This is a genomic window from Actinoplanes missouriensis 431 (assembly GCF_000284295.1).
Taxonomy (GTDB): domain Bacteria; phylum Actinomycetota; class Actinomycetes; order Mycobacteriales; family Micromonosporaceae; genus Actinoplanes; species Actinoplanes missouriensis.
The window spans coordinates 2,702,928-2,723,039 of sequence record NC_017093.1 but is presented as its reverse complement, the minus strand read 5'-3'; the positions used below and the strand labels follow the sequence as shown (position 1 = coordinate 2,723,039).

Annotated in this window: 16 protein-coding genes; 9 read left to right on the top strand and 7 right to left on the bottom strand. The window is 70.0% G+C overall.

Features of this window, described 5'->3' with window-relative positions:
* The first annotated feature begins 62 nt into the window (after positions 1-62).
* The 5 genes from AMIS_RS12800 to AMIS_RS12780 all read left to right on the top strand — a co-directional run bounded on the left by AMIS_RS12800 (position 63) and on the right by AMIS_RS12780 (position 7,137).
* The gene (locus AMIS_RS12800) at positions 63-4,292 is read left to right on the top strand and encodes a CHAT domain-containing protein (protein ID WP_014442711.1); all 4,230 of its coding nucleotides are present in this window, start codon (positions 63-65) and stop codon (positions 4,290-4,292) included.
* Positions 4,293-4,308: 16 nt separating this feature from the next.
* Positions 4,309-4,500: a hypothetical protein gene (locus tag AMIS_RS12795; RefSeq protein WP_157434835.1), complete on the top strand. Its 192-nt coding sequence runs from the start codon at positions 4,309-4,311 to the stop codon at positions 4,498-4,500.
* Positions 4,501-4,504: 4 nt separating this feature from the next.
* Complete coding sequence (locus AMIS_RS12790; RefSeq protein WP_014442709.1) at positions 4,505-5,329, top strand: DUF6338 family protein; 825 nt, start codon at positions 4,505-4,507, stop codon at positions 5,327-5,329.
* A gap of 37 nt (positions 5,330-5,366) precedes the next feature.
* The gene (locus AMIS_RS44845; protein ID WP_331429002.1) at positions 5,367-5,966 is read left to right on the top strand and encodes a hypothetical protein; all 600 of its coding nucleotides are present in this window, start codon (positions 5,367-5,369) and stop codon (positions 5,964-5,966) included.
* Between the two features lie 181 nt (positions 5,967-6,147).
* Complete coding sequence (locus tag AMIS_RS12780) at positions 6,148-7,137, top strand: SDR family NAD(P)-dependent oxidoreductase (RefSeq protein ID WP_014442707.1); 990 nt, start codon at positions 6,148-6,150, stop codon at positions 7,135-7,137.
* Between the two features lie 13 nt (positions 7,138-7,150).
* Here AMIS_RS12780 and AMIS_RS12775 read toward each other — a convergent pair whose 3' ends face one another.
* Positions 7,151-9,901, bottom strand: coding sequence for a helix-turn-helix transcriptional regulator (locus tag AMIS_RS12775; RefSeq protein ID WP_014442706.1), 2,751 nt, complete (start codon positions 9,899-9,901; stop codon positions 7,151-7,153).
* 311 nt (positions 9,902-10,212) lie between these two features.
* Here AMIS_RS12775 and AMIS_RS12770 point away from each other — a divergent pair, with 311 nt between their 5' ends.
* On the top strand, positions 10,213-10,662 hold the full coding sequence (locus AMIS_RS12770; protein WP_014442705.1) for an acyl-CoA thioesterase: 450 nt from the start codon (positions 10,213-10,215) through the stop codon (positions 10,660-10,662).
* Positions 10,663-10,782: 120 nt separating this feature from the next.
* On the opposite strand, the gene AMIS_RS12765 is transcribed toward AMIS_RS12770, so the two are convergent.
* Positions 10,783-11,322 (bottom strand): sigma-70 family RNA polymerase sigma factor, encoded by a 540-nt coding sequence (locus AMIS_RS12765; RefSeq protein WP_014442704.1) that lies wholly within the window; start codon positions 11,320-11,322, stop codon positions 10,783-10,785.
* 304 nt (positions 11,323-11,626) lie between these two features.
* On the opposite strand from AMIS_RS12765, the gene AMIS_RS42600 reads away from it, so the two are divergent.
* Both AMIS_RS42600 and AMIS_RS12760 read left to right on the top strand, forming a co-directional pair.
* Entirely contained in the window at positions 11,627-11,830 is a 204-nt protein-coding gene (locus tag AMIS_RS42600; protein ID WP_014442703.1) for a hypothetical protein, read from the top strand.
* Positions 11,827-12,891 (top strand): FAD-dependent monooxygenase, encoded by a 1,065-nt coding sequence (locus AMIS_RS12760; protein ID WP_014442702.1) that lies wholly within the window; start codon positions 11,827-11,829, stop codon positions 12,889-12,891. Before AMIS_RS42600 ends, AMIS_RS12760 begins: the two co-directional genes overlap by 4 nt.
* A gap of 48 nt (positions 12,892-12,939) precedes the next feature.
* On the opposite strand, the gene AMIS_RS12755 is transcribed toward AMIS_RS12760, so the two are convergent.
* The 3 genes from AMIS_RS12755 to AMIS_RS40485 form a co-directional block, all read right to left on the bottom strand.
* The gene (locus AMIS_RS12755) at positions 12,940-14,544 is read right to left on the bottom strand and encodes a thiamine pyrophosphate-binding protein (RefSeq protein WP_014442701.1); all 1,605 of its coding nucleotides are present in this window, start codon (positions 14,542-14,544) and stop codon (positions 12,940-12,942) included.
* Positions 14,545-14,744: 200 nt separating this feature from the next.
* Complete coding sequence (locus AMIS_RS12750; protein WP_014442700.1) at positions 14,745-16,289, bottom strand: tannase/feruloyl esterase family alpha/beta hydrolase; 1,545 nt, start codon at positions 16,287-16,289, stop codon at positions 14,745-14,747.
* A 164-nt stretch (positions 16,290-16,453) separates the two neighbouring features.
* Positions 16,454-17,473 (bottom strand): VanZ family protein, encoded by a 1,020-nt coding sequence (locus tag AMIS_RS40485; RefSeq protein ID WP_014442699.1) that lies wholly within the window; start codon positions 17,471-17,473, stop codon positions 16,454-16,456.
* Positions 17,474-17,509: 36 nt separating this feature from the next.
* On the opposite strand from AMIS_RS40485, the gene AMIS_RS43345 reads away from it, so the two are divergent.
* Positions 17,510-17,668, top strand: a complete 159-nt coding sequence (locus tag AMIS_RS43345) for a hypothetical protein (protein ID WP_172666584.1) — start codon at positions 17,510-17,512, stop codon at positions 17,666-17,668.
* 15 nt (positions 17,669-17,683) lie between these two features.
* On the opposite strand, the gene AMIS_RS12740 is transcribed toward AMIS_RS43345, so the two are convergent.
* Together AMIS_RS12740 and AMIS_RS12735 are read right to left on the bottom strand one after the other, a co-directional pair.
* Positions 17,684-19,087, bottom strand: a complete 1,404-nt coding sequence (locus AMIS_RS12740; protein WP_197538008.1) for an FAD-binding oxidoreductase — start codon at positions 19,085-19,087, stop codon at positions 17,684-17,686.
* A 97-nt stretch (positions 19,088-19,184) separates the two neighbouring features.
* Entirely contained in the window at positions 19,185-20,027 is an 843-nt protein-coding gene (locus tag AMIS_RS12735) for an alpha/beta fold hydrolase (protein ID WP_041829727.1), read from the bottom strand.
* Between the last annotated feature and the right edge of the window lie 85 nt (positions 20,028-20,112).

Here is a 20,112-nt window from a genome sequence, read left to right as displayed (position 1 = left end):
GAGAGCGGGCATCCTGACACTGTCGCTCATGCGCACCCGGCTCGCGGCTGAGGAGGCAGGCCATGGCGTTGCTGTTGCGTGCGGTCGACGTCGTTGATCGCCTTCGGTGGCGGTGGGAGCTGATCGGCGGGGACGGCGCTCTGCTGGCGCAGCACGAGGTCGACTTGGATTCCGGCGGAGCCGAGTCGCCGGCGTTCGCTGACCTTCACCGCTATCTACGCTGGCACAGCGATCCGACGGACCGGGTGGCGTCGCAGGCTCGGGTCGTGCAGAGGGTCAGCGAATGGACCGGTTCCCAGGTGCTGGGCGAGGCCGTCGGTTCGGCGATCGTGGCGGCGGCCCCGGTCACCGTACGCGTGCGGCTCCCCGATCGGCTCGGTTTCCTCATGACGATGCCGCTCGAGTTGGCGTGGGCCGACGGGTCCGCCCTGGCTCGCCGCGGAGATGTGACGCTGGTCTTCGAAGCCGGTGACGACGACTCGGACACGGTTGAGGCAGCGCCGTCGCCGCCCGGCCCGCTGCGGATGATCGCGGTCTTCAGCCTGCCTTCGGAGATGACCGCGCTGGGCCTGCGCCGGGAACGGTCTGCGCTGGCCCGGATGGTGCGCGAGCTGGTGACGCGCGACCGGCGAGTGGTGGAGCTGGAGATCCTTCAGTACGGCGTGACACGGGATGCTCTCGCCGCCCGGTTGAGCGCGGACGGCGGCCCGGACGTGCTGCACCTGTCGGGGCACGGAGCCAGTGGGAAGATCGTGCTGGAGACAAGTGACGGCAGGCCCGATCCGGTCGACTCCGATGATCTTCTGCGAATGCTGCGACCCGCCGGACGCCTGCGCCTGGCGGTCCTGTCGGTTTGCGACTCCGCTGCGGCCACCACTGCGGAGGCGTTGCGCTGGCTGCAGCTGAACGACGAGGCAGACGCGGTGCATGACGATGAGGCGGAGACGCCGAGCACCCCACCTGCCGGCCTCGATGGCGACAGCGGCCGGTCGGCCACAGGCGTCGGCGGGACGGGGATCGCCGGACAGCTGGCCCGTGAACTGCGGTGCGCGGTCGTCGCCATGCGATACCCGGTTGCGGACGAGTTCGCTGTCGCGCTGGGCGCCCGGCTCTACGAGGCGCTGTTCCGCGACGGCGTACCGGTTGACGTAGCCTTCCGCACCGCCGTTCCGCAGGCTGCGGGCGCGGCGCCGTCGGCAGCCCGGCCGCCGATCTCGATCGCCACGCCCACCCTGGTCGGCGCCCGGGCAATCGATCTGCGGCTGGAGCCCCCGCAGGGCGCCGTCGGGCCGGACGACACACGGCAACGGATGTCGGCATTTCCGCCGGAACCGCAACGTTTTCTGGGCCGAGCTGCCGCGATGGCACGGGCCGGCCGGACACTGGCCCCGGATGCTCAGCACTCCGGGGTCCTGTTCCATGGCATGCCGGGGATCGGTACGACGTCGTGTGCGCTCGAACTCGCGTACCGGCACCACGGCACCTTCTCCCGGGTGCTGTGGTGGCAGGCGACGCTGAGCGAGCAGCGGTGGGCCGACGCGCTGGCCGATTTCTCCCGGGCCCTCACGATGCAGCTCGCCGAGCCCGACATCGTGGCCGGCGATGAGGTCATACTGCCACGGCTCGCCGAGGTGCTTCGGCGCTCGCGGGTGCTGATCGTCATGGACAACATCGACACCCTCCTGTCGCCGGACGGCGCGTGGGGCGATTCCCGCTGGGCGGCCCTCATGCAGACGTTGTGCGCCCACGGCGGCGCCACACGGGTGGTGCTGACCAGTCACGTCGTGCCGACAGCGCTGGACGCCACGGTGAGCGTCGAGACGCTGCACGCGTTGTCGCGTGATGAGGCCGTTCTGCTCTCGCGGGAACTGCCGAATCTGCGCCAGTTGTTGCATCCGAGCCCGGCCGTGGACCAGGCGGCTGCGCACCACGACCGCGCCCAGCTGCGCAGGGTGCTCGAACTGGTGCGCGGCCACCCGAAATTGCTGGAAATGGTCGACGCAGCGGCGGCGGACCCGGCCCGGCTGGCCACCCTGCTGACAGCGGCACCCACGGACGAGGGGTCGTTCCTCACCGGCAGGCGAAGTCCGCTCGACGGCCAGGGACACCTCCCCGCGTTCGTGTACTGGACGGGGTCGGTGGCGGCCACCCTGCCGTCGACGTCGCTGCTGCTCTTGAGGACGCTCGCCTGCCTGGAAGAAAACGACCGATGGCGGTACGTCCTCGAGCGCACCTGGCCCGAGCTGTGCCGGCGATGGGACATCCCGGAGACCTCCGCCGAGCTGAGCGCGGCGTGGGCGCCGTTGTCCGCGACCGCCCTGGTGGACGCCGTGCCTGCGCAATACCCGGACGGGCCTGACACGGTCCAGTACCGGATGCACCCCGTGGTGATCGAAGCGGTCATCGCCGACACACCACAACCGGTTCGTCGAGCGGTCGACCTCGAGTTGGCCTCCTACTGGCTCAGTCTGGTGGCCATGGCCGAGCGACGCAGCTCGGGCGAGATCAGTTATCTCATAGCGCGCGCGGCACTGTCCGCAGCGCCGTACCTCATCCGCCAGGACGACCGGGACACCGCCGCTGAGGCACTGTTCCGCGCGGTCGAACGGGACGAGACGGCGCACGTGGCACAGGCCGTCGTGCGATACATGAAGCCCATCGTGGCGGCCTCGGGCCTGGCCCGCGATCAGGCCATCCTGGGAAAGGCGTTGAGCCGCATCGACCGCGACGCCGGCGAGTCGCACTTGCGCCGGGCGTTGGCCACCGCGGTCGAGGCCCGAGACTTCCGGGAGGCATTCAATGTGGCGGCTTCCCTCGCCACCCTGCTACTGGGTGCCGGCAAGCTGGAACAGGCGCACAGCCTGCTGAACCGCAACCTTGAGTTCAGCCGGCTGGCCGGCCTCGGACCCTGGAGCCGGATCTCGGTGGAGAACGAGCTGGCCCGGCTGCTGATGTTCACACACGGCCCCGAGCAGGCGCTCGATGAGGTTCATCGGATCGTCGAACGCATGCGGGAGCTTGCGGACGACTCCACCGAGGACGAGGCGGCCGTGCCCGCCGGGGTCCGGGAGTTCACGTTCCGGCTCGGCAGCCAGGCCGCCATGACAGCCGGGCGGTGGCAGGAGGCACTCGACTTCAACCGCGACGAGATCGCCAGCCTGGCGCAGCGTGGCGCACCCGCCCTCGCGATGGCCCGGACCATGTACGGCGCCTACCGCCCACTGATGCACCTCGACCAGCTGGAAGCGGCCGAATCGGTGCTTCGCCTGTGCCAGGAGATCTTCGAGCAGGAGGACGATCTGCCGCGGCTCGGCATGACGATCAGCGCCCGGGCCGACCTCGCCGCTGAGCGTGGAGAATACGCCGCCGCCATCGAACTCGCCGGTGCCGCCCTCAGACTGATGTATCTGCTCCCGAACGCCAACAACGTCGGGGCCGGGCATCACAACCTGGCCAAATACCTGCGCTCGGCGAAGCGGGACCCGGCCGGCCAACTCGCACATCAACTGGCCGGCACGCTGCTCGTCATGATCAGCGGGCAGGAACACGACCGCGAGGTGCGCCTGACCGCGCTGGTGGGCTTCTGGCACGCTGTGCCGGCCACGGCGCGCATCCACACCCTCGCCAAGCTGGCCGATGTGGTCGGCCAGGTGCCGGGCGTACGGTTCGCCGACCTGGCAATACCGCTCGCCGGTGACGAAAACGCCGCACAGGAAACGCTGACGCGGCTGATCCGACACGTCGATCGCCAGCCGGTCCCGGACCAGCTGGCGCGACAGCAGGAATTCCAGCTCACCCAGTGGGAACCGATCCTGACCGAGCTGGTCAAGGCCATCCGTGGCAGTCGCAGCTCCGACCGGCTGTTCCGCATCATGACCGATGAGTTGTCCCAGCAGGCGGACTGGGCGCAGCTAGTGCCCGCACTGCACCGGATCAGGTCAGGAGCCCGCGACCGCCGTTCACTCACGGCCGATCTGGACGCGATAGACACCGCCGTCGTCAGCCGGGCATTGGAGAGGCTGAGTGAGTCCGACGACCGCGAGATGGACCCGGTGAACGATGCCCTCATCTCGCTTCTGATCGGAGGACAGCTGCGGGCAGAGCAGCTGGAGCAGGAGCTCACGCCCGTGCTGGACCTTCTCGACGGCCACCCGGAATGGGAGGCCCTTGCCAGTGCGCTGCACCGCCTCATGGGCGGCGAGCGGAATCTCGACAGTGTCCGGCCGGGACTGGACCCGGTCGGCGAGATTGTCATCGAGACCCTGTTGGAACGGCTCGCCGACTCGGCCTGACTGAATGGACAAGCGCATGACTCAGGCGTCTCAGCCCTCGGATCCCAGCGACGACCTCATCCACCGCGGCCTTGTCGTCGACGACGAAAATCCCGTCGACCTCAGCGCCCTGCTCGCTCCGAAGCCGGCGAAACGTACGCCCGCCCGGTCCTCCGCAGCCCAGCGCAAGGACACGCCGCCGTCCGGCAAGCAGCCTGACGGCGCGTGATCGGATGCCGGCCACGTTCGTCAGCCTGTCGATCGTCATTCTGCTGCTACTGCCCGGAATCATCCTCGAGCTGCTGCGCCAGCGGTCACGGCCCGGCCGGATGGACAGCGTATTCGTGGAGACCTCACGCGTACTGCTCGGTGGTGCCTTCGTCAGCGCCGCGACCCTGGTGCTTCTCGGCATCATCCGGACGCTTACTCCGGCCGTGCTGGCAGATCCGCGCCGGATGTGGACGGTCCCCCACTACGTCGCCAATCACCTGTGGCTGACCGGCTGGACCATCACGCTGTTCCTGATCGTGTCGGCCACCCTGTCGGCGCTGTGCTTCGCGGTCACACCGACTTCCGGTCTGGCCGGCCGGGTCTTTCCGGAAAGCGCGTGGGTGGCGGTGTTCGGCCGGCTCCCGCAACGGCTGATCGACAACGGTACGACCGTATCGCCGGGGCATAGGATAGTGACCCAGCTGCAGGTCGAGCTTCTCGATGGCAGTGCCTACGTCGGGGTGCGCGACGCCTACTCGGCCGACGCCGCCCTCGCCGACCGGGAACTGGTCTTGGCGCCACCCCTGCAGGTGCGCCCCACGGAGGGCGACTGGACCGCCTTGGACCCGGGATGGCAGCGGATCATCATCCCGGCGGCGCAGATCCGCAACATACTGGTGCGCTTCGCGGAATTGCCGTCACAGCCCGGTGCACCCGCCCGCCGCCCACCCGTCCGGTTCACCGCAACCGTGTCCCGCTGGGCGGCCAGCCCGAGGCTCCTGGCCTCGCTGCTGGCGGCCGAAATCCTCGTGCCGATCGCGGTCGGCGTCGGCATAGTGGTCTTCTGACCGCCACGGAAGCGGCATCGACCACGCACGATCGACGGTGGCGGCAGGCCTGTCGCCGCGGGCCGGTAGCACTGCCGGCGCAGCGAGCAATCAGGTGACGAAGTCACCATCGTTCTGTTGTCGCTGGTGGAACCTGCAGGATGCAGATGTGCTGCTGGGGATTCATCTGAACCTCCTGGTGGCGGCGTTGGGCCGCACCGACAACCTGCCGACGACCACTCGCGAGGAGAAGGCCGCGCTCGCCGCGCTTCACGTCTTCGCGTCGTCCGGCAGCGGCTACCGGGTTCAGCAGTCGACGCGGCCGCAGACCATCGGCTATGCGCTCCTCGACTCCCCCGTCGCCCTGGCGGCCTGGATGCTCGATCACGACACGGACAGTTACCAGAAGATTTCCCGTGCCTTCCGCGGCGGCAGGCCATCCGGCAACCTCACCCGCGAGCACGTCCTCGACAACATCTCGCTCTACTGGCTGACCGGCACCGGCGAGTCGGCCGCCCGCGTGTACTGGGGAAGAGCCCCAATTGTTCACCAAGGAGATCCGCGCCGCCTTCAGGTCGATCCGCTGACCACCGGCGATCAGGCGGATGACGAGCAGCGGCCTGCCAAGACGCACGGCGCTGCGCCGATCCATCTCTGACTGCCACCCGGACGACGGCCGAATCAACCTCCGCAACTGAGCCGCCGGATCCGGCGGATCAGCCAAGCCTCCCGTCCAAGGACCAGTAGTGGCTGGTCGTCAGCCAGGGCTTTCCCCTGGGGCGACCAATCCGCTCCCGCGCGAGGGTCGAACGAAACGCACATCAGGTGAAAGGAACACCATGACAACCCCTCAACGCCCCATTCACTCGGGTTTCGGAGCCGGGTCCACCACGGCGGACATCACTGCCTCGATCGATCTCAGCGGCCGGACGGCCGTCGTGACCGGGGCCAACTCCGGGCTCGGGCTGCAGACGGCGCTAGCGCTGGGCAGGGCCGGCGCGCGGATCGTCGTCCTGGACCGGGACACCGCGAACGCCCGGAACGCGCTCGCCGGGGTCACGGCCGAGTTCGTCACGCTCGATCTCAGCGACCCCACCTCGATCGACTCCGCTGCCGAGGGGATCGGGCCGGCCGTGCACATCCTCGTGGAGTCCGCGGGCATCATGGCAGCGCCCTTCGGCCGGGATGCCCGGGGGAACGAACTGCAGTTCTCCATCAACTACCTCGGGCATTTCCAGCTGGCGGCGCGTCTCTGGCCGGCTCTGCAGGCGGCCGGCGAGGCGCGGGTCGTCACCCTGACCTCGCTGGGGCACCGGCATTCCCCGGTCGTCTTCGACGACGTCAACTTCGAGACCCGCGCGTACGATCCATGGCTGGGTTACGGACAGTCGAAGACCGCCATGTCGCTGTTCGCGGTCGAGCTCGACCGGCGGGGGCAGACCCATGGCGTACGAGCGTTCGCCGCGCACCCGGGCAGCATCGTCGCAACCGGCCTGAAGCAGTACCTGACGACCGCGGAGCTCGCGGCGGCCGGCATGGTGAACCCGGACGGCAGCCCGATCCTCGACCCCGACAAGCAGCTCAAAACCCCGGAGCAGGGAGCGGCAACCCCGGTGTGGTGCGCGACCAGCCCTCAACTGACCGGCCTGGGCGGCGTGTACTGCGAGAACTGCGACATCGCCGAGCTCGCGGTGACCAGCGAAAGCGGCGTGCAGGACCTCAGCGCCTTCAACGACATCAGCGGCGTCATGCCGTACGCCGTAGACCCTGAGTCCGCCAAGCGCCTATGGGATCTCAGCGAGAAGCTGACCGGAGTGTCTTTCCTCTGATCGGTGGCTACCGTCAGCTGTTCATTGAGTGCGTCGGCGAGAGTTCCCAGACCCGGGCGAGCTCGCGGCGGGAACTGATGTCGAGCTTGGCGTAGATCTTGCGGAGATGCCATTCGACCGTGCGAGGGCTGAGGAACATCGCGGCGGCAATCTCGACATTGGTACGGCCGGCGACGGCCGCCCGGGCGATGTGCGCCTCCTGCGCCGTGAGCTCGGGTCGCGTCCCGCTGAAAGGCCGGGTGGCGGCGGGCCGGTAGCCGGTCGCGGCCAGCTCACGGCCGGCCCGCTCGGCGAACGCGGTCGCTCCGATCGCCACGAAGGCGTCGTATGCGGGGCGCAGCTGCTCCCGGGCGTCTGAGCGCCGCATACGACGGCGCAGCCATTCGCCGTACAGCAGGCGGGTGCGGGCGACCAGCAGGTCGAGGCCGTCGGCGGAGAGCCGTCGCAGGGCCTCGACGTAACGATTCTCGGCCGCCTCGGAAGGGTCGGCGAGCGCCTCGGCCAGCGCACTCGCGCCGCGAGCCCACTCCGTCCCGGCCGCATCGGCGCGTTCGGCCAGCCAGATCCGCGCTTCTTCGGCCGCCTCGGGGTCACCGGCTCGGGCCGCAGCCTCGGCCAACTCGGTCAAGGCCCAGCCGAAGATGGCCACATCGCGGTGTCCGGTAGCGGCGCGGGCAGCCTCCAGCGCGACGGCATGCTCGCCCAGCCCGTTGTGGAGCACCGCCTGGGCGTAATCGCTGAGACCGAGCAGGCGGCCCTCCCCTCGCCGGCTGGCGAGGGAAGACATGGCCTCGACCAGCTCCCGGACCCGCTTGCGGTCGCCCCGGAAAGCGACCAGGGCCAGGGCCGCGAATCGGGGGAAGGCTATGCCGGTGGCCTGCGCCATGACCGAGCCCTCGTCGAGCAGGTCGGTGGCGTCGGCGAAACGTCCCATGAACAGCAGCGTGCCGGCGCGGTAGGACAGGGCGACCGGCAGCAGGGACTGGGATCCGGTGGCCCGCGCGTACCGAACGGCCTGGTCGGTGATGCGATATGCGGTGTGCACCTGGAACAGCTCGTGGGCGGCAGGCGCAATCAACCACAGCATGTCCAGGTGCTCGTCGGTGTTCAGCTCGGCGAGCGCCCGGCTGAGCGCAGGCTGGGCCTCGGCGTAGCCGTCGAGCACCCAGGTGGTCAGACCCGTGAGCAGAAGGCCTATGAAGTCCTCGCTGGCGGGCATCTGCCGGGCGGCGTCGGCAGCCCGGCGGGCGTCGTCTCCGCCGAGGCGACCGGCGTGCAGCGCTGCGCCGACAGCAAACAGATAAGCCCGGCGGGCGGCATCCGGGTCGAGCGGCTCCAGCCGCTGGGCGGCGGCCAGCATCCGGGCGGCCGAGGCCCGTCCCGGTTCGACGAGGAAGGCGACATGGGCCTGCATCCGCTCGATGCGGGCGCGCAGCAGTGGGTCGAGCATGGGGGCGCTGGCCGCGACCAGCAGTGGGGGCACACGGTCGGGGGTGCCGGCGTCGAACCAGGCCTGCGCCGCGGCCAGCAGCAGGGTGGCCCGCCGGGGCGAGTCGAAGGTCAGCTCGGCGGCGCGCTGCAGGAACGAGGCGGCTGCGGCGCGGCCGCCGCGGGCCAGCGCGCGGGTGGCCGACTCCTCGAGCTCGGTGGCGACCTCCTCGTCGGGACCGACGGTGGCGTGCGCGCGGTGCCAGGCATGCCGGTCCGGGTCGTCGGCCGGGTCCGTGACCTCGGCGAGCGCCCTATGAGTTTCGCGGAGTTCGGCCGGGTGAGCAGAGCGCCACACGGCCGAACGCACCAGGGAGTGCCGGAACCGGAAGCCGGGGCCGAGTGTGACGAGGCCCGCCGCCTCAGCGTCGAGGGCGGCCTCGGGCTCGACGCCAAGAAGCTTCGCCGCCTGCCAGAGCAGCGCGAGGTTGCCGGCCGGTTCGACCGCTGCGGCCAGCAGCAGCCTCCGGGTGGCCGGGGGCAGGGCGGCGATGCGGCGTTCGAAATCCTGTTCCACCCGGCCCACCACCGGCGTCCGGCTGTGCCTGCCGAAGCCGAAAGCCAGCTCGGCCGGGGAGAGCCCGCGGGGCAGCTCGAGCAGCGCCAGCGGGTTCCCGCCGGTCTCGGCGATGATGCGGGCACGCACGAACGGATCGATCGGGCCGGGCAGCGATGAGGCCAGCAGCTCCGTCGCGGCGGTGTCGGAGAGGCCACCGAGGACCATGTCCGGCAGGTCGGCGAGGGGGTCGGCCGACCCGTCGCTCCGCACGCCGAAGACCATCGCGATGCCCTCCGCGCTGACCCGGCGGGCGACGAAGGCGAGGATGGTCTCCGACATCTTGTCGAGCCACTGGGCGTCGTCCACGACGCACACGACCGGTTGTGCGGCGGCCGCCTCGGCGAGCAAGCCCAGGACCGACAGCCCGAGCAGCAGCACTTCCGGCGGCTGACCGCTGCTGAGGCTGAAAGCCACGGCGAGCGCGTCGCGCTGCGGTTCCGGCAGGCGGCTGGAGTGATCGAGGACGGGAGCGCAGATCTGCTGCACGGCTGCGTACGCGGTCTCGGTGTCCGTCTCGACGCCGGCGGTCCGCAGCACCAGGCAGCCGGTGGCCAGCCCGGCCAGGTGGTCGAGCAGGGCGGTCTTGCCCGAGCCGGCCTCGCCCCGCAGCACCAGAACGCGGCTGTGGCCGGACCGTACATCGTTCAGCAGTTGGTCGAGCGCTTCGCGCTCATGGTGGCGCCCGCGCAGCTCGGTGTTCGTAGTTTTCTCTGGCATTCGTATCCCCCGTGGGCAGGTTACATGGATCGTGGCGGGGACCGAACCGGTCGCGTTCGTGTACTGGGGGGACGCAGGTGACGCCGTCGCGACTGTGGGTGCCGAGGGCTTGCACGGCGCGCCCGACGGGAGCTGGCCGGGGTGAGCGGTGTCGTCTGCGGGAGGCCCTGCCCCGCCCCAGGGTGCCTGGTGGAGCAGGAGTACGTCGGCCGTCGGGGAGAGCCTGAGGCGTTCGGCGAGACCGTGGAGGAACGTGTGCGGACTGCGTCACAGCGATGAGATCGGAGTGCGCATCCACGTCATAGAAGGACGTGAGCGAACATTTGACCGTCCCCCATGGCGTCCTCGTACCGGTGCAGGTCTTCTGGGGCGACCTGGATCCCCTCGGCACGCTTTACCACCCGCGCTTCGTCGACCTGCTCGACCGGGCCGTGACCGCGCACTGGATGTCGCGGGGCTACCGTTTCGCCGGCGCCGATCGTGACGAGGACGGGTTCCAGCTGATCCGTGAGGTGTCCATCATTTTCGACCGCCCGGTGACCGCATTCGGCACGCTGCTCATGCACCTCTGGATCGAGAAGCTCGGCGGCACCAGCATGGTCCTCGGCTTCCGTCTCCTCTCCCAGAGCGGCGACGAACAGTACGCTCACGGCCACCGCGTCGCCATCAAGATCGATCCGGCGACGAACCGGCCCGCCCGGTGGACCGACCGGGCCCGCGCCGACATATCGGCCCTGCTGCGCGAGCCCGCGGCGGCTTGAGCGAAGGCCGCGTTCATGAACTCGCGGGGCCACGGCTTCGATCCGCGCGACGAGGTGCCGGCAGCCGGCGAGGAGAACGGCGCCGGACCCCAGTGCCCGTCCTCAACGGAGGTGGATTCGTCACCGTCTCGGGCGGCTTGCCGGTCGGCCGGTCCGGGGCCGCTCGTTGTCCGGGCCGGCCATCGAACGGCGCAGCGACTGCAGGGCGTAGAAGGCGCGCGACTTCACCGTGCCGACCGGCACCCCGAGACGCTGCGCGGCCTCATGGGTGGAACGGCCCTCGAAGTAGAGCTCGGTCAGGATGCGCTGGTGCATGAGGCTCAGCGAGCCGAGCGCGGCCTTCAGCGACTCCAGCGCCACCACCGTGTCGGTGATGTCGTCCGCGTTCGACGACGGGAACGCGTCGATGAGTTCGACGCCGACCGGGCGGGCCCGGGTGCGGCGGATCGCGTCGATGCCGACGTTGCGGGCCACGACGAACAGCCAGCGTCGGATGCGCTCGGGCTCGGTGGGCAGGTCGTCCCAGTGCCGCCACACCCGGATCATGGTCTCTTGGAGCAGGTCCTCCGCGCTCTGCCGGCTAGCCGCCGTGAAGCCGTTCAGATATCCGGTCAGCACCTGGCTGTACTGGGTGTAGATGTCGTTGACCGTGGTCGCCACGTCGCCCCCAAAGCTTGTGATTGCCGTGATGACCACCGTCGCTGTCCAGGGGCACCGGGCGAACCCGTGCCGATCCCTGGCAGGTGCACTGGTGGACCGGAAGGTGCGGCCCGGTGGGCGCGGCCACACCATGTGGACGTTGCGGGGCCAGTCGCCTCGGCGGCGCGGGCAAGCGCATCCTCAGCAGCGACGACACTCGCGTGAAGCGGTTCACCGCATGCCACGCCGGTCACACCCCTGAACACGGGTGCGACGGTTTCGTTCAAGCGGTTATGAGGCGGTCGCGTTCACTGAGGAGGCCGACATGAATCGATGGAAGCAGCACCTATGGCAAGCGCTCGTCGCTTTGGGCGAGGCCGCCTACCCGATTGACCGCGCCACCGTCGCGTACGAGTGGGAGCACCGCCGCTTCCGCACCGACCTCGACGACGGAAGGTCGGTGCGCGCGGCCTTCCGGTCGATGATCGAGCGGGAGTTCGGGGCGCAGGCCCTCAAGGACGACAGATGACACGTGTCCTCATCGCCGGCGCGGGAATCGCCGGCCTCGCCACGCGCATCGCGCTCGCCGCCCGCGGCGTCAGGGCCGACGTGGCCGAGCGTGACCTCGCGCCCCGCGCCGGCGGCACCGGGCTCTACCTGCCTGCGAACGCAGTGCGGGCGCTGGGCGATCTCGGCCTCGCCGACCGGCTCGCGACACGCTCCGTACCCGTCGGACGGCAGGAGATCCGCGACCGCACCGGCGACCTGCTCACGTCGTACGGCCTCGACGAGATCTGGGGCGACGTGGGCGAGAGCCGGGCGATCAGCCGTGCCGCCCTGCACGACTTACTGCTCGACGCCGCCGGCCCGCCCACCTTTCCGGGCAACGCCGTGCAGTCGGCGCGGCCTGACGGGACGGTTGTGTTCGCGGACGGCTCCCGGGCTGGGTATGACGTGGTGATCGGGGCCGACGGCATCGACTCGGCCGTGCGACGCAGCGTCTTCCCGTCCGTGGCGCCACGGTTCCTGGGGCAGGTCTGCTGGCGTTTCCTCTTCGACGGCACCGAGTCCACCACCTGGTCGGTCCTTCTCGGCGACCGGGGCCGCAGCGTGCTCACGGTGCCGGTCGGCAACGGCCGGGTCTACTGTTTCGCGTCCATCGACAGCGCCACGCCGTCACCGCCGCCCGGCGACTGGCGGGAGCTGTTCGCCGGCTTCGCCACCGACGTCCTGCAGCACGGCGACAACGCGTACTTCGCGCCGCTGTACGAGATCGCCGGCTTCGACTGGGTCGACGGGAAGGTGGTCCTGCTCGGCGACGCCGCGCATGCCTGCTCCCCCAGCATGGCTCAAGGCGGCGCGATGGCCTTGGAGGACGCGCTCGTGCTGGCCGCGTCGATCGGCGACGGCCCGGACGCGCTGAACCGGTATCGCGACCGGCGCGCGGCGCGCGTGCGGTTCGTGCTCGAGCAGAACCACCGGCGCGACAACGCTCGCAACCTGCCGGGGGTCGTGCGCCGCCTAGTTTTCCGGCACCTCGGCCGGCGACTCGTCCGTTCGAACCACGCCGGGTTGCTCGCCCGTCCCTGACTCAGTCCCTGCCGAGCTACCCAACGTCGCCATCGCGCCTGCCTGCCCTCAAGGCATCGGCGTCATGTGCTCGACGTCGAGCCGCAAGTCGATCAGGAGCGGACCCTGGCGGTCGGCGATGGCCTTGTCCACCTGGGCCAGATCGTCCGGGTCGCGGACGGTGAAGCCCTCGCCCCCGGCGGCGCGGGCCACGGCGGCCAGGTCGGGCCAGGCGAAGAGCGACAGGGACGGGTCGAGGCCGCGCCGGGTGAACTGGATGTGCTCGGCACCGTAGCCACCGTCGTTGCACACCACGACGATGATGTGGAGGCCCTCGCGAACGGCGGTGGTGAACTCGCCGACGCCGCCGTGCATGAAGCCGCCGTCGCCGCAGACCATCACGGTCGTACGGGTCGGATCGGCGGTCGCGGCGCCGATGGCCGTGCCCATGCCAAGGCCGATCGAGCCGAAGTTCGCCGGAAGCACGAAATTTCCTGGCTCGACATGAAGGTGCCGCAGCGACTCCATCATGAAACGGCCGCCGTCACTGACCACCAACCGGCGTTCGGGCAGCACCTCGTCGAGGTGGCGCAGGGCGACCTCGACGTCGACGGTGCCGGATGCGGTGCACGCGCGCTCCCCCATCACCTCCTGCGCCGCAAGCGACGCCGCCATCCGCTGGGTACGGAAAGCGCGCGCCGGCGTACCGCTGAGGTCCAGCGCGTCGACGAGGGCGTCGGCGACCACCCCGGCGTCGCCGACGACGATGGTTCCGGCCTCGGCCGGAACCGAATCGACGCGGGTGTCCACCGCGATCACCCGGCCTCCGGCCAGCAGCGCGCCACGACGAGTGGTGTACGAGTTGAGCCCCGCGCCCAGGCTCACCACCAGGTCGGCACCATCGATGATCTCCTGCGTGGCGGGACCGCCCAGGCTGCCGGAGATGCCCAGCGCGAACGGCTCACCGCGGAACAGATCGCGGGCCTTCAGCGTGGTGGCGACCGGTGCCCCGATTCGCTCGGCGAGGCGTAGCACCGCCTCGCGGGCGTTCATGGCGCCGCGACCGGCCAGGACGACGGGACGCTTCGCTGCCGCGATCCGGGCGGCCGCCTCGGCCACCACGGCCGGGTCGGGGAACGCCAGCTGCTCCTGCGGCAGGCGCAGCGAAATCTCGCGGTAATCGACGTCGGCCGTCATGAAGTCCGACGGCACATTGAACACGACCGGCCGACGTTCGATGACGGCCCGGCGCAGTGCGACGGCCAGGTCCTCGAGGGTGCTCTCCGGTGTGCGGGCCTGTTCAAAGCCGGCGCCGGTCGGCAGAACCACGTCGCGCTGGGCGATGTCCTGGATGTTCCCGCGGCTCCCGGTGGCGGTGTCCCCGGCGATCAGCAGCATCGGCGTCCGGCCCCGGACACCCTCGACCAGCCCGGTCAGCGTGTTCGTCAGGGCCGGTCCGTGCGTCACGGTGACGACGCCGGGACGGCCGGTCAGGTCGGCGTAGCCGAACCCCATGAAGATGGCGCCCGCCTCGTGAGCCGCGCCGACGTACTTCCCTCCGTACTCGTGTACGAAGCTGTGCACCATGAACAGGTTCGCGTCGCCGATCAGCCCGAACATCGTGCCGACCTGATGGGCGGCGAGGGCCCGCGCGAGCGCGGCATGCAACTTCATCTCGATACTTCCCTTCTCACTCCCTCCACCACGGATCTCCGCCGTTCGTGTTCACGGCCGGGCCTGTGTCGGGTGTCATGCTCAGCCGTCTCAGCGGGGTTCTCCGCCGTCCGGCCGGCCGCCGGTGATCGACGGACGCGGCACACGACCGTGGCGGCCCTGGCGCGAAGCCAAGGCCGCCACGGGCGCACGATCTCTCGTCAGGAGTGGTGGACGTTGCCGTCGGTGGTCGGCAGGTAAGCCGGGGCTTCGCCCTTCTCCACCCAGTTGATCAGGGCGTTCAGGTCGGCGCCGGGCTGAACGAGGCCACCGGTGCTGAACAACGCCGTGCCGCAGTGGTCGACGCCCGGCAGCAGGAAGACACGGTAGAAGTTGTCGACCCGCTTGCTGCCGCCGAGGGTTGCGTTGACGCGCTTGCGGTAGTCGACCGTGCCCTGCGTCGGGATCAGCTGGTCGGACTGGCCGTGCCAGGTGAGCAGCTTGCCGCCGGCCTTGGCGAACTTCGACAGGTTGGGGTCGCGATCGCCGATGATGCCGTCGAACTGCCGCGTCGCCGAGTGGAAGAGCTTCGCGAACGAGGAGTAGGTGAGTTTGGTGGCATCGAACGACGGGTTCCTGGTCACGAAGTACTTGGCCCACTGGTCCGGCACCGCGAACGGCTGCCCCGGGTTGGCGATGAAGGCGAACGACGAGCCCTTGTTCTGCCCGTACCAGAGCCTCTTGCCCGAGGTCGTCACCGGGCCGGCCCAGATCTTGTTGACGGCGGTGGCGAGCTGCTTGGAGATGGTGAGCTCTTTCCCTTCGCAGACGACCTTCTCGCCGACCAGCTTGCGGGCGTCCCACTTGCAGGCCTGCGGGTTGTCGATGACGCCGTCCTTGACACCGTCGATGGTGTCGCAAGCGGCGACGGCCGCGGTGTTGAAGGCGGCCAGCTCACACTGCGACGGTGCGACCTTCTCCTCGTTGTAGACAGCCTGCGACCACAGGGTCGCGATCTCGAAGCGGTTCCACTCGATCGCCGGGGCGTTCGCGAGGATGCCGTCGAAGTCAGTGGGGTGGTTCTGGGCCTCCGCGTAGCCCTGGCGGCCACCCGTCGAGCAGCCGGTGAAGTACGAGTACGACGCGGCGCGCTTGTAGAAGCCGGCCGTGACGCTCTTGCCGATGACTGCCAAGTCGTGCACCGAGCGGGAAGCGAAGTTGGTGAGCAGGCCCTTGTTGATGGTGCCGTCGGGCTTGAGACCCCAGCTCGCGTCCGTGGCGCCCTTGGCCCCGACACCGGCGTCGGTGGCGCCTCCGACGAAGCCCCCCTTGACCGCGGCGATCAGCGGAACGCTCAGCTCGCTGACGTCACCCGCGGAGTAGGCACTGCCACCGGTGGCCTGGAAGCGGCCGTTCCAGTTCTTGCGATCCTGCGGGAGCGAGATCTTGATGTTGACGGTGTCCGCGGCGCCCGGGTGGGTCACCACGACGTTGATGTCGCACCAGGCCGGTACTGCGGTGATCGGCGGCACGGGCGGCAGGCCAGGGGTCTGCGGGAACGTGTAGTCCCCGGCCGCCCGCGCCACGGCGTTGATCGACACGATTCTGGTGCCGGAAGGGGCGGACACGGGCACGGTCCTGCAGATCGCGGCGGGCTTGGCCGCCGCCGGGGCGCTGTCGCGGGTGATGGCGCTGGCCGCGGCCGGCACGAGAAGTGCGGTGGCCGGGACCGCGGCGGCCATCAGGATGTTCAGGCGTCGCTTCATGCCTCTCACCCTCACAGCCCGTGAGCAGTCTTGGCCCCGGTGGACAACCCTGGCCTTCATCTCAAGGAAGACCGGGGATACGGACGGCAGCGTGCCTGATCACAAACTGAACCGCCCACCGCCATGCCGTTGTGGACCATGGCGGCGGACGGTCCGGCCGAGCATCACAGGAGAGGCCCGTGCCGGGTTCCGGTCTGCCGCGTGCTCCGGGTGACGGTGGTGGTGCCGCTGATCACTTCGAGCAGGCTGCGCCGGTCCGGGCGAAGGCGCGCAAGGACGCCTATGGCGAGCGCCGCCCCGAAAACGGCGGCGGGCCGTGCGGCCGTCTGCAGCGCGATGACCGGAAGCCACCAGACGAGGAAGCGCGGCCACACCGCGGTCCGCGAGTCGGGTGCCAAGAAGAACGTCGCCTGCCCCCAGGTGGCGTGGTCGCGGCGGCGGAGCGGCACCACGAGCGTGCCGAGCACGTAGGCGGCGGCGTACGCCGCCGCGATGACGGCATGGCCGGTCTCCACGCCGGCCAGGTCGAGGGCGAGGACCACGGCCTCGACCAGGAGAACGCCGATCAGCATGTCGGCCCCCACGGACAGGCCACGGCGGATCAGGCCAGGCTGTTCCAGGTCGGGCGAACGGCTCGGCTCCGCGGGCGGCAGACGGTGATCCACCGCTGTGGCCACCCACCACCCCAGGAGGGCACCGGCGGTGTTGGTGATCAGGTCACCGGTGTCGGCGACCCGGTACGGGCAGGCGAACAGCCCCAGCACCGCCGTGCCTTGCGTGATCTCCACCAGCAGCGACACGGCGAGCCCGATGCCGCCGGTGGCAGCCAGGCTTCGCCGGAACCGGTAGCGCAGCAGAAACCCGAGCGGCACGAACAGCGCCACGTTGAGCAGGATCTGCGCCACCGCGGCGGGTGTGGCGGCCAGGTCGTCGAGCGGGTTGAGGTTCAGGAAGTCCGCAGTCGACCGGCTCGCGCAGAAGGCAGCCGTCTCGTCCGGCAGCGGAAACAGCGTGAAGGCCGCGAGGCCGCAGAGGTAGAGCACCTCGGCCGCCGCGACCGCGGCCGTCCACCCGTGCAGGCGGCCGAAACGTCGGTACTGTCGATGAATCCACGGCAGGGTCACGATCGGCACGATCCCCGCGAAGAGCACGACCGCGACCAGCGAATTGACGAGAACGGTCACATTCAGCCTTTCGAGAGGGACTGGCCGGTGCGGCCGATGGCGGTGGAGTCGGCGTGGCGGAACTCCGACCCGCCGCTCAGCGCGATCGCCTTCACTCCGGCGATCACCTCGAGCGGGGCGCACGGCGGCGGCCTCGATGCCGGCCGCGAGGCCGACGCCGCGCATCATCGGGTACTCAGCGTTGCCGCTTGGTGAGTCCCGGCTCGCCCCTCAGCGGATGGTGTGGTTCATCCGGAACATGATGTCCGGGTCGACCCGCCGTTTGACCGCGCGAAGCCGGTCGTAGATCTCCCGGCCGTACACCTCGGCCAGCGACTCCGGGTCGGTCGCCTCCTCGGTCGAGAGAAAGTTGAGCATCCGGCGGTGCTTCGGGTCGGCCCACGGCAGCATGGCGGTGATCAGCCGGTTCAGGTACCGGTCCTGCTCGTCCAGATCAACGCCGACGGCGAAGGCGAACATCTGGAAGGCCAGACCGCGGCTGGGCACCGCGTCGGGAGTGGCCGGCGGCCGGTCCATCGCTCCGCCCAGGGCGCGCAGTTCGACGCTGGGCAGCGGGATCGTGGTGTCCGGGCCGGTCAGCTCGATCAGCTTGGCCAGAGCAGCGTCGGGCAGGCCGCTCAGGCCGAGGCTCCGGTCGTGGTACGGCATGGGGGCAACGGGATCGTTGTGCAGCGTCGCGGCCACCACGTACGGCACTTCGGCGACCGTGTCGATCAGTGCCGGAGCAGCCGCCCGGATCGGGGCCAGCAGCTCCGCGCCCGTCGCCGGCTCACCGAGGTAGGCGAAGCGGACGTTGACCACGTGCGCGCCACGCAGCGGCTCGGGCAGTTCCTCGACCGGCGGCAGCCACTGCACTGCGACCGAGGTGGTGGCCTGCTCGGGCAGCGTCGCCGAGAAGTCCCGCCAGGTCCTCAGCACATCGGCGGTCGCGTGGCCCGGGAAGTAGATGCTGCCCCCGAAGACCGTACTGACCGGGAAAAGCCCGATCTCCATGGCCGTGACCACGCCGAAGTTGCCCTTGCCGCCGCGCAGCGCCGCAAAAAGGTCCGGCTCGTTGTGGTCACTGACCGTATGCAGGGCACCGTCGGCGGTGACGATGTCGAAGGACGACACATGGTCGGAGGCGTAGCCGTAAGGGCGCCCGAGAATCGGGCCCTGCCCGCCGCCGAGCACGTAGCCGATCGCGCCGACTGTGAGGGACGAACCGGCCATCGGCGCCAGCCCTTCCTTGGCCGTGGCGTCGACGACCTCCTGCCAGCGGATGCCGCCGGTCACCCGGGCGGTCCGCCGCTCCGCGTCGACGGTCACGCCGGCCATCCGGTCGAGGGTGATCAACATGGCACCCTCGGCCGAATTCGGCTGCATGTGACCGCCGCCCCGGATGGCGACCGCCATCTTGTTCACGTTCGCGTACCGCACCGCCGCCCGTACATCGCTGACATCGACCGCACCGACGGCGATCGCCGGCCGCAGTGGCGTGAGGAGGTTCTGAGTACGGCACTCCGCCTCGTATCCGGGGTCACCCGGGAACATCACCGGGCCGTTCACCACGTCGACCAATTGCTGGTATGCCGTTTTTGGGGTCATGCCCACGGACGACGCGAATCGTTTCACCGGGTTCACGGGAAGTGACGAAGACCATCCTGCGGCTGTCGGCGTCGTCGAGGTCAACCAGCAGGACGGCCCCTCGACGACGCCGGCCCGATCGGGCTCAGGCGACGCCCGCGATGATCTCGGCGACGCGATCAGGCATTGACAGGAAGGGCGAGTGGGAGGCGTCAAGTGCTACGACGCTGGTCGGGTTGGCGGGAAAAGCCGCATCGGCCTGGGCGATGAACAACTCCTGGAGAGCAAGCGGGATCGTGCGATCCCGGCTGCACGTCACATAGGTCCGGGGCACAGCGCCCCAGCCTCGTTCGGTCAGCGTCGTACTGTCGGTTCCCATGGCCATCGGAGCGTCACAGGTGAGCAGGGCCGTCGCCGCGGCGCTGGTCCGCTCATCGACGTCTCCGTAGAACGCTTCCCGGATGTTCGCCTGTTCCGCCGGGTCGCTGTTGCGCGGATCGATACGCAGCGCTCCCGTGGCGACCGGGTCGGCGACAAGCAGCTTCATGAACAGGTTGTCCTGGCCCTCGGGCTGGGACGGATAGGTGATGCACGCCGTGCCGGAGGCGGGCATGTACGCGGTGAGGTAGACGAGATGGGTCACGAGAGCCGGTGCCTGCTCCGCAACCCTCGTCAGCACCGCACCGCCCATGCTGTGCCCGACAAGGATCACCGGGCCGCCGCGGCCGATCCGGTGCAGATCACTGATCAGCAGGTCGGCGGCGGCATCGAGGCCCACGTCCGCGATCCCGGAAGGCTCAGTGGAATAGGCGACCGGGTCGAACGGGCGGCGGCCGGCGCCGGCGAGCGGCACGGCCCGCAACCCGTGCCCGGCCATATCCACCGCGACCGCACTGCGGCCCAGCGCCGCGAGCTCGTGCAGGACATCGGTCCAGGCCCAGGCTCCGTGATAGAACCCGTGCACCAGAACGATCGGCACCCCGGACATCGTTACCCCTTCCATGGCATCTGAATGTCAGTGCCGCGCTGCGTGTTGCCGAGACCCTACTTCACCTCGGTGTCCGCGCGGCACG

What these genes read in the sequence shown, in the direction of transcription:
- AMIS_RS12800 (WP_014442711.1), top strand. Translation starts at nt 63, where the DNA reads ATGGCGTTGCTGTTGCGTGCGGTCGACGTCGTTGATCGCCTTCGGTGG.
- AMIS_RS12795 (WP_157434835.1), top strand. Translation starts at nt 4,309, where the DNA reads ATGACTCAGGCGTCTCAGCCCTCGGATCCCAGCGACGACCTCATCCAC.
- AMIS_RS12790 (WP_014442709.1), top strand. Translation starts at nt 4,505, where the DNA reads ATGCCGGCCACGTTCGTCAGCCTGTCGATCGTCATTCTGCTGCTACTG.
- AMIS_RS12780 (WP_014442707.1), top strand. Translation starts at nt 6,148, where the DNA reads ATGACAACCCCTCAACGCCCCATTCACTCGGGTTTCGGAGCCGGGTCC.
- AMIS_RS12775 (WP_014442706.1), bottom strand. Translation starts at nt 9,901, where the DNA reads ATGCCAGAGAAAACTACGAACACCGAGCTGCGCGGGCGCCACCATGAG.
- AMIS_RS42600 (WP_014442703.1), top strand. Translation starts at nt 11,627, where the DNA reads ATGAATCGATGGAAGCAGCACCTATGGCAAGCGCTCGTCGCTTTGGGC.
- AMIS_RS12760 (WP_014442702.1), top strand. Translation starts at nt 11,827, where the DNA reads ATGACACGTGTCCTCATCGCCGGCGCGGGAATCGCCGGCCTCGCCACG.
- AMIS_RS12755 (WP_014442701.1), bottom strand. Translation starts at nt 14,544, where the DNA reads ATGAAGTTGCATGCCGCGCTCGCGCGGGCCCTCGCCGCCCATCAGGTC.
- AMIS_RS12750 (WP_014442700.1), bottom strand. Translation starts at nt 16,289, where the DNA reads ATGAAGCGACGCCTGAACATCCTGATGGCCGCCGCGGTCCCGGCCACC.
- AMIS_RS43345 (WP_172666584.1), top strand. Translation starts at nt 17,510, where the DNA reads ATGGCGGTGGAGTCGGCGTGGCGGAACTCCGACCCGCCGCTCAGCGCG.
- AMIS_RS12735 (WP_041829727.1), bottom strand. Translation starts at nt 20,027, where the DNA reads ATGTCCGGGGTGCCGATCGTTCTGGTGCACGGGTTCTATCACGGAGCC.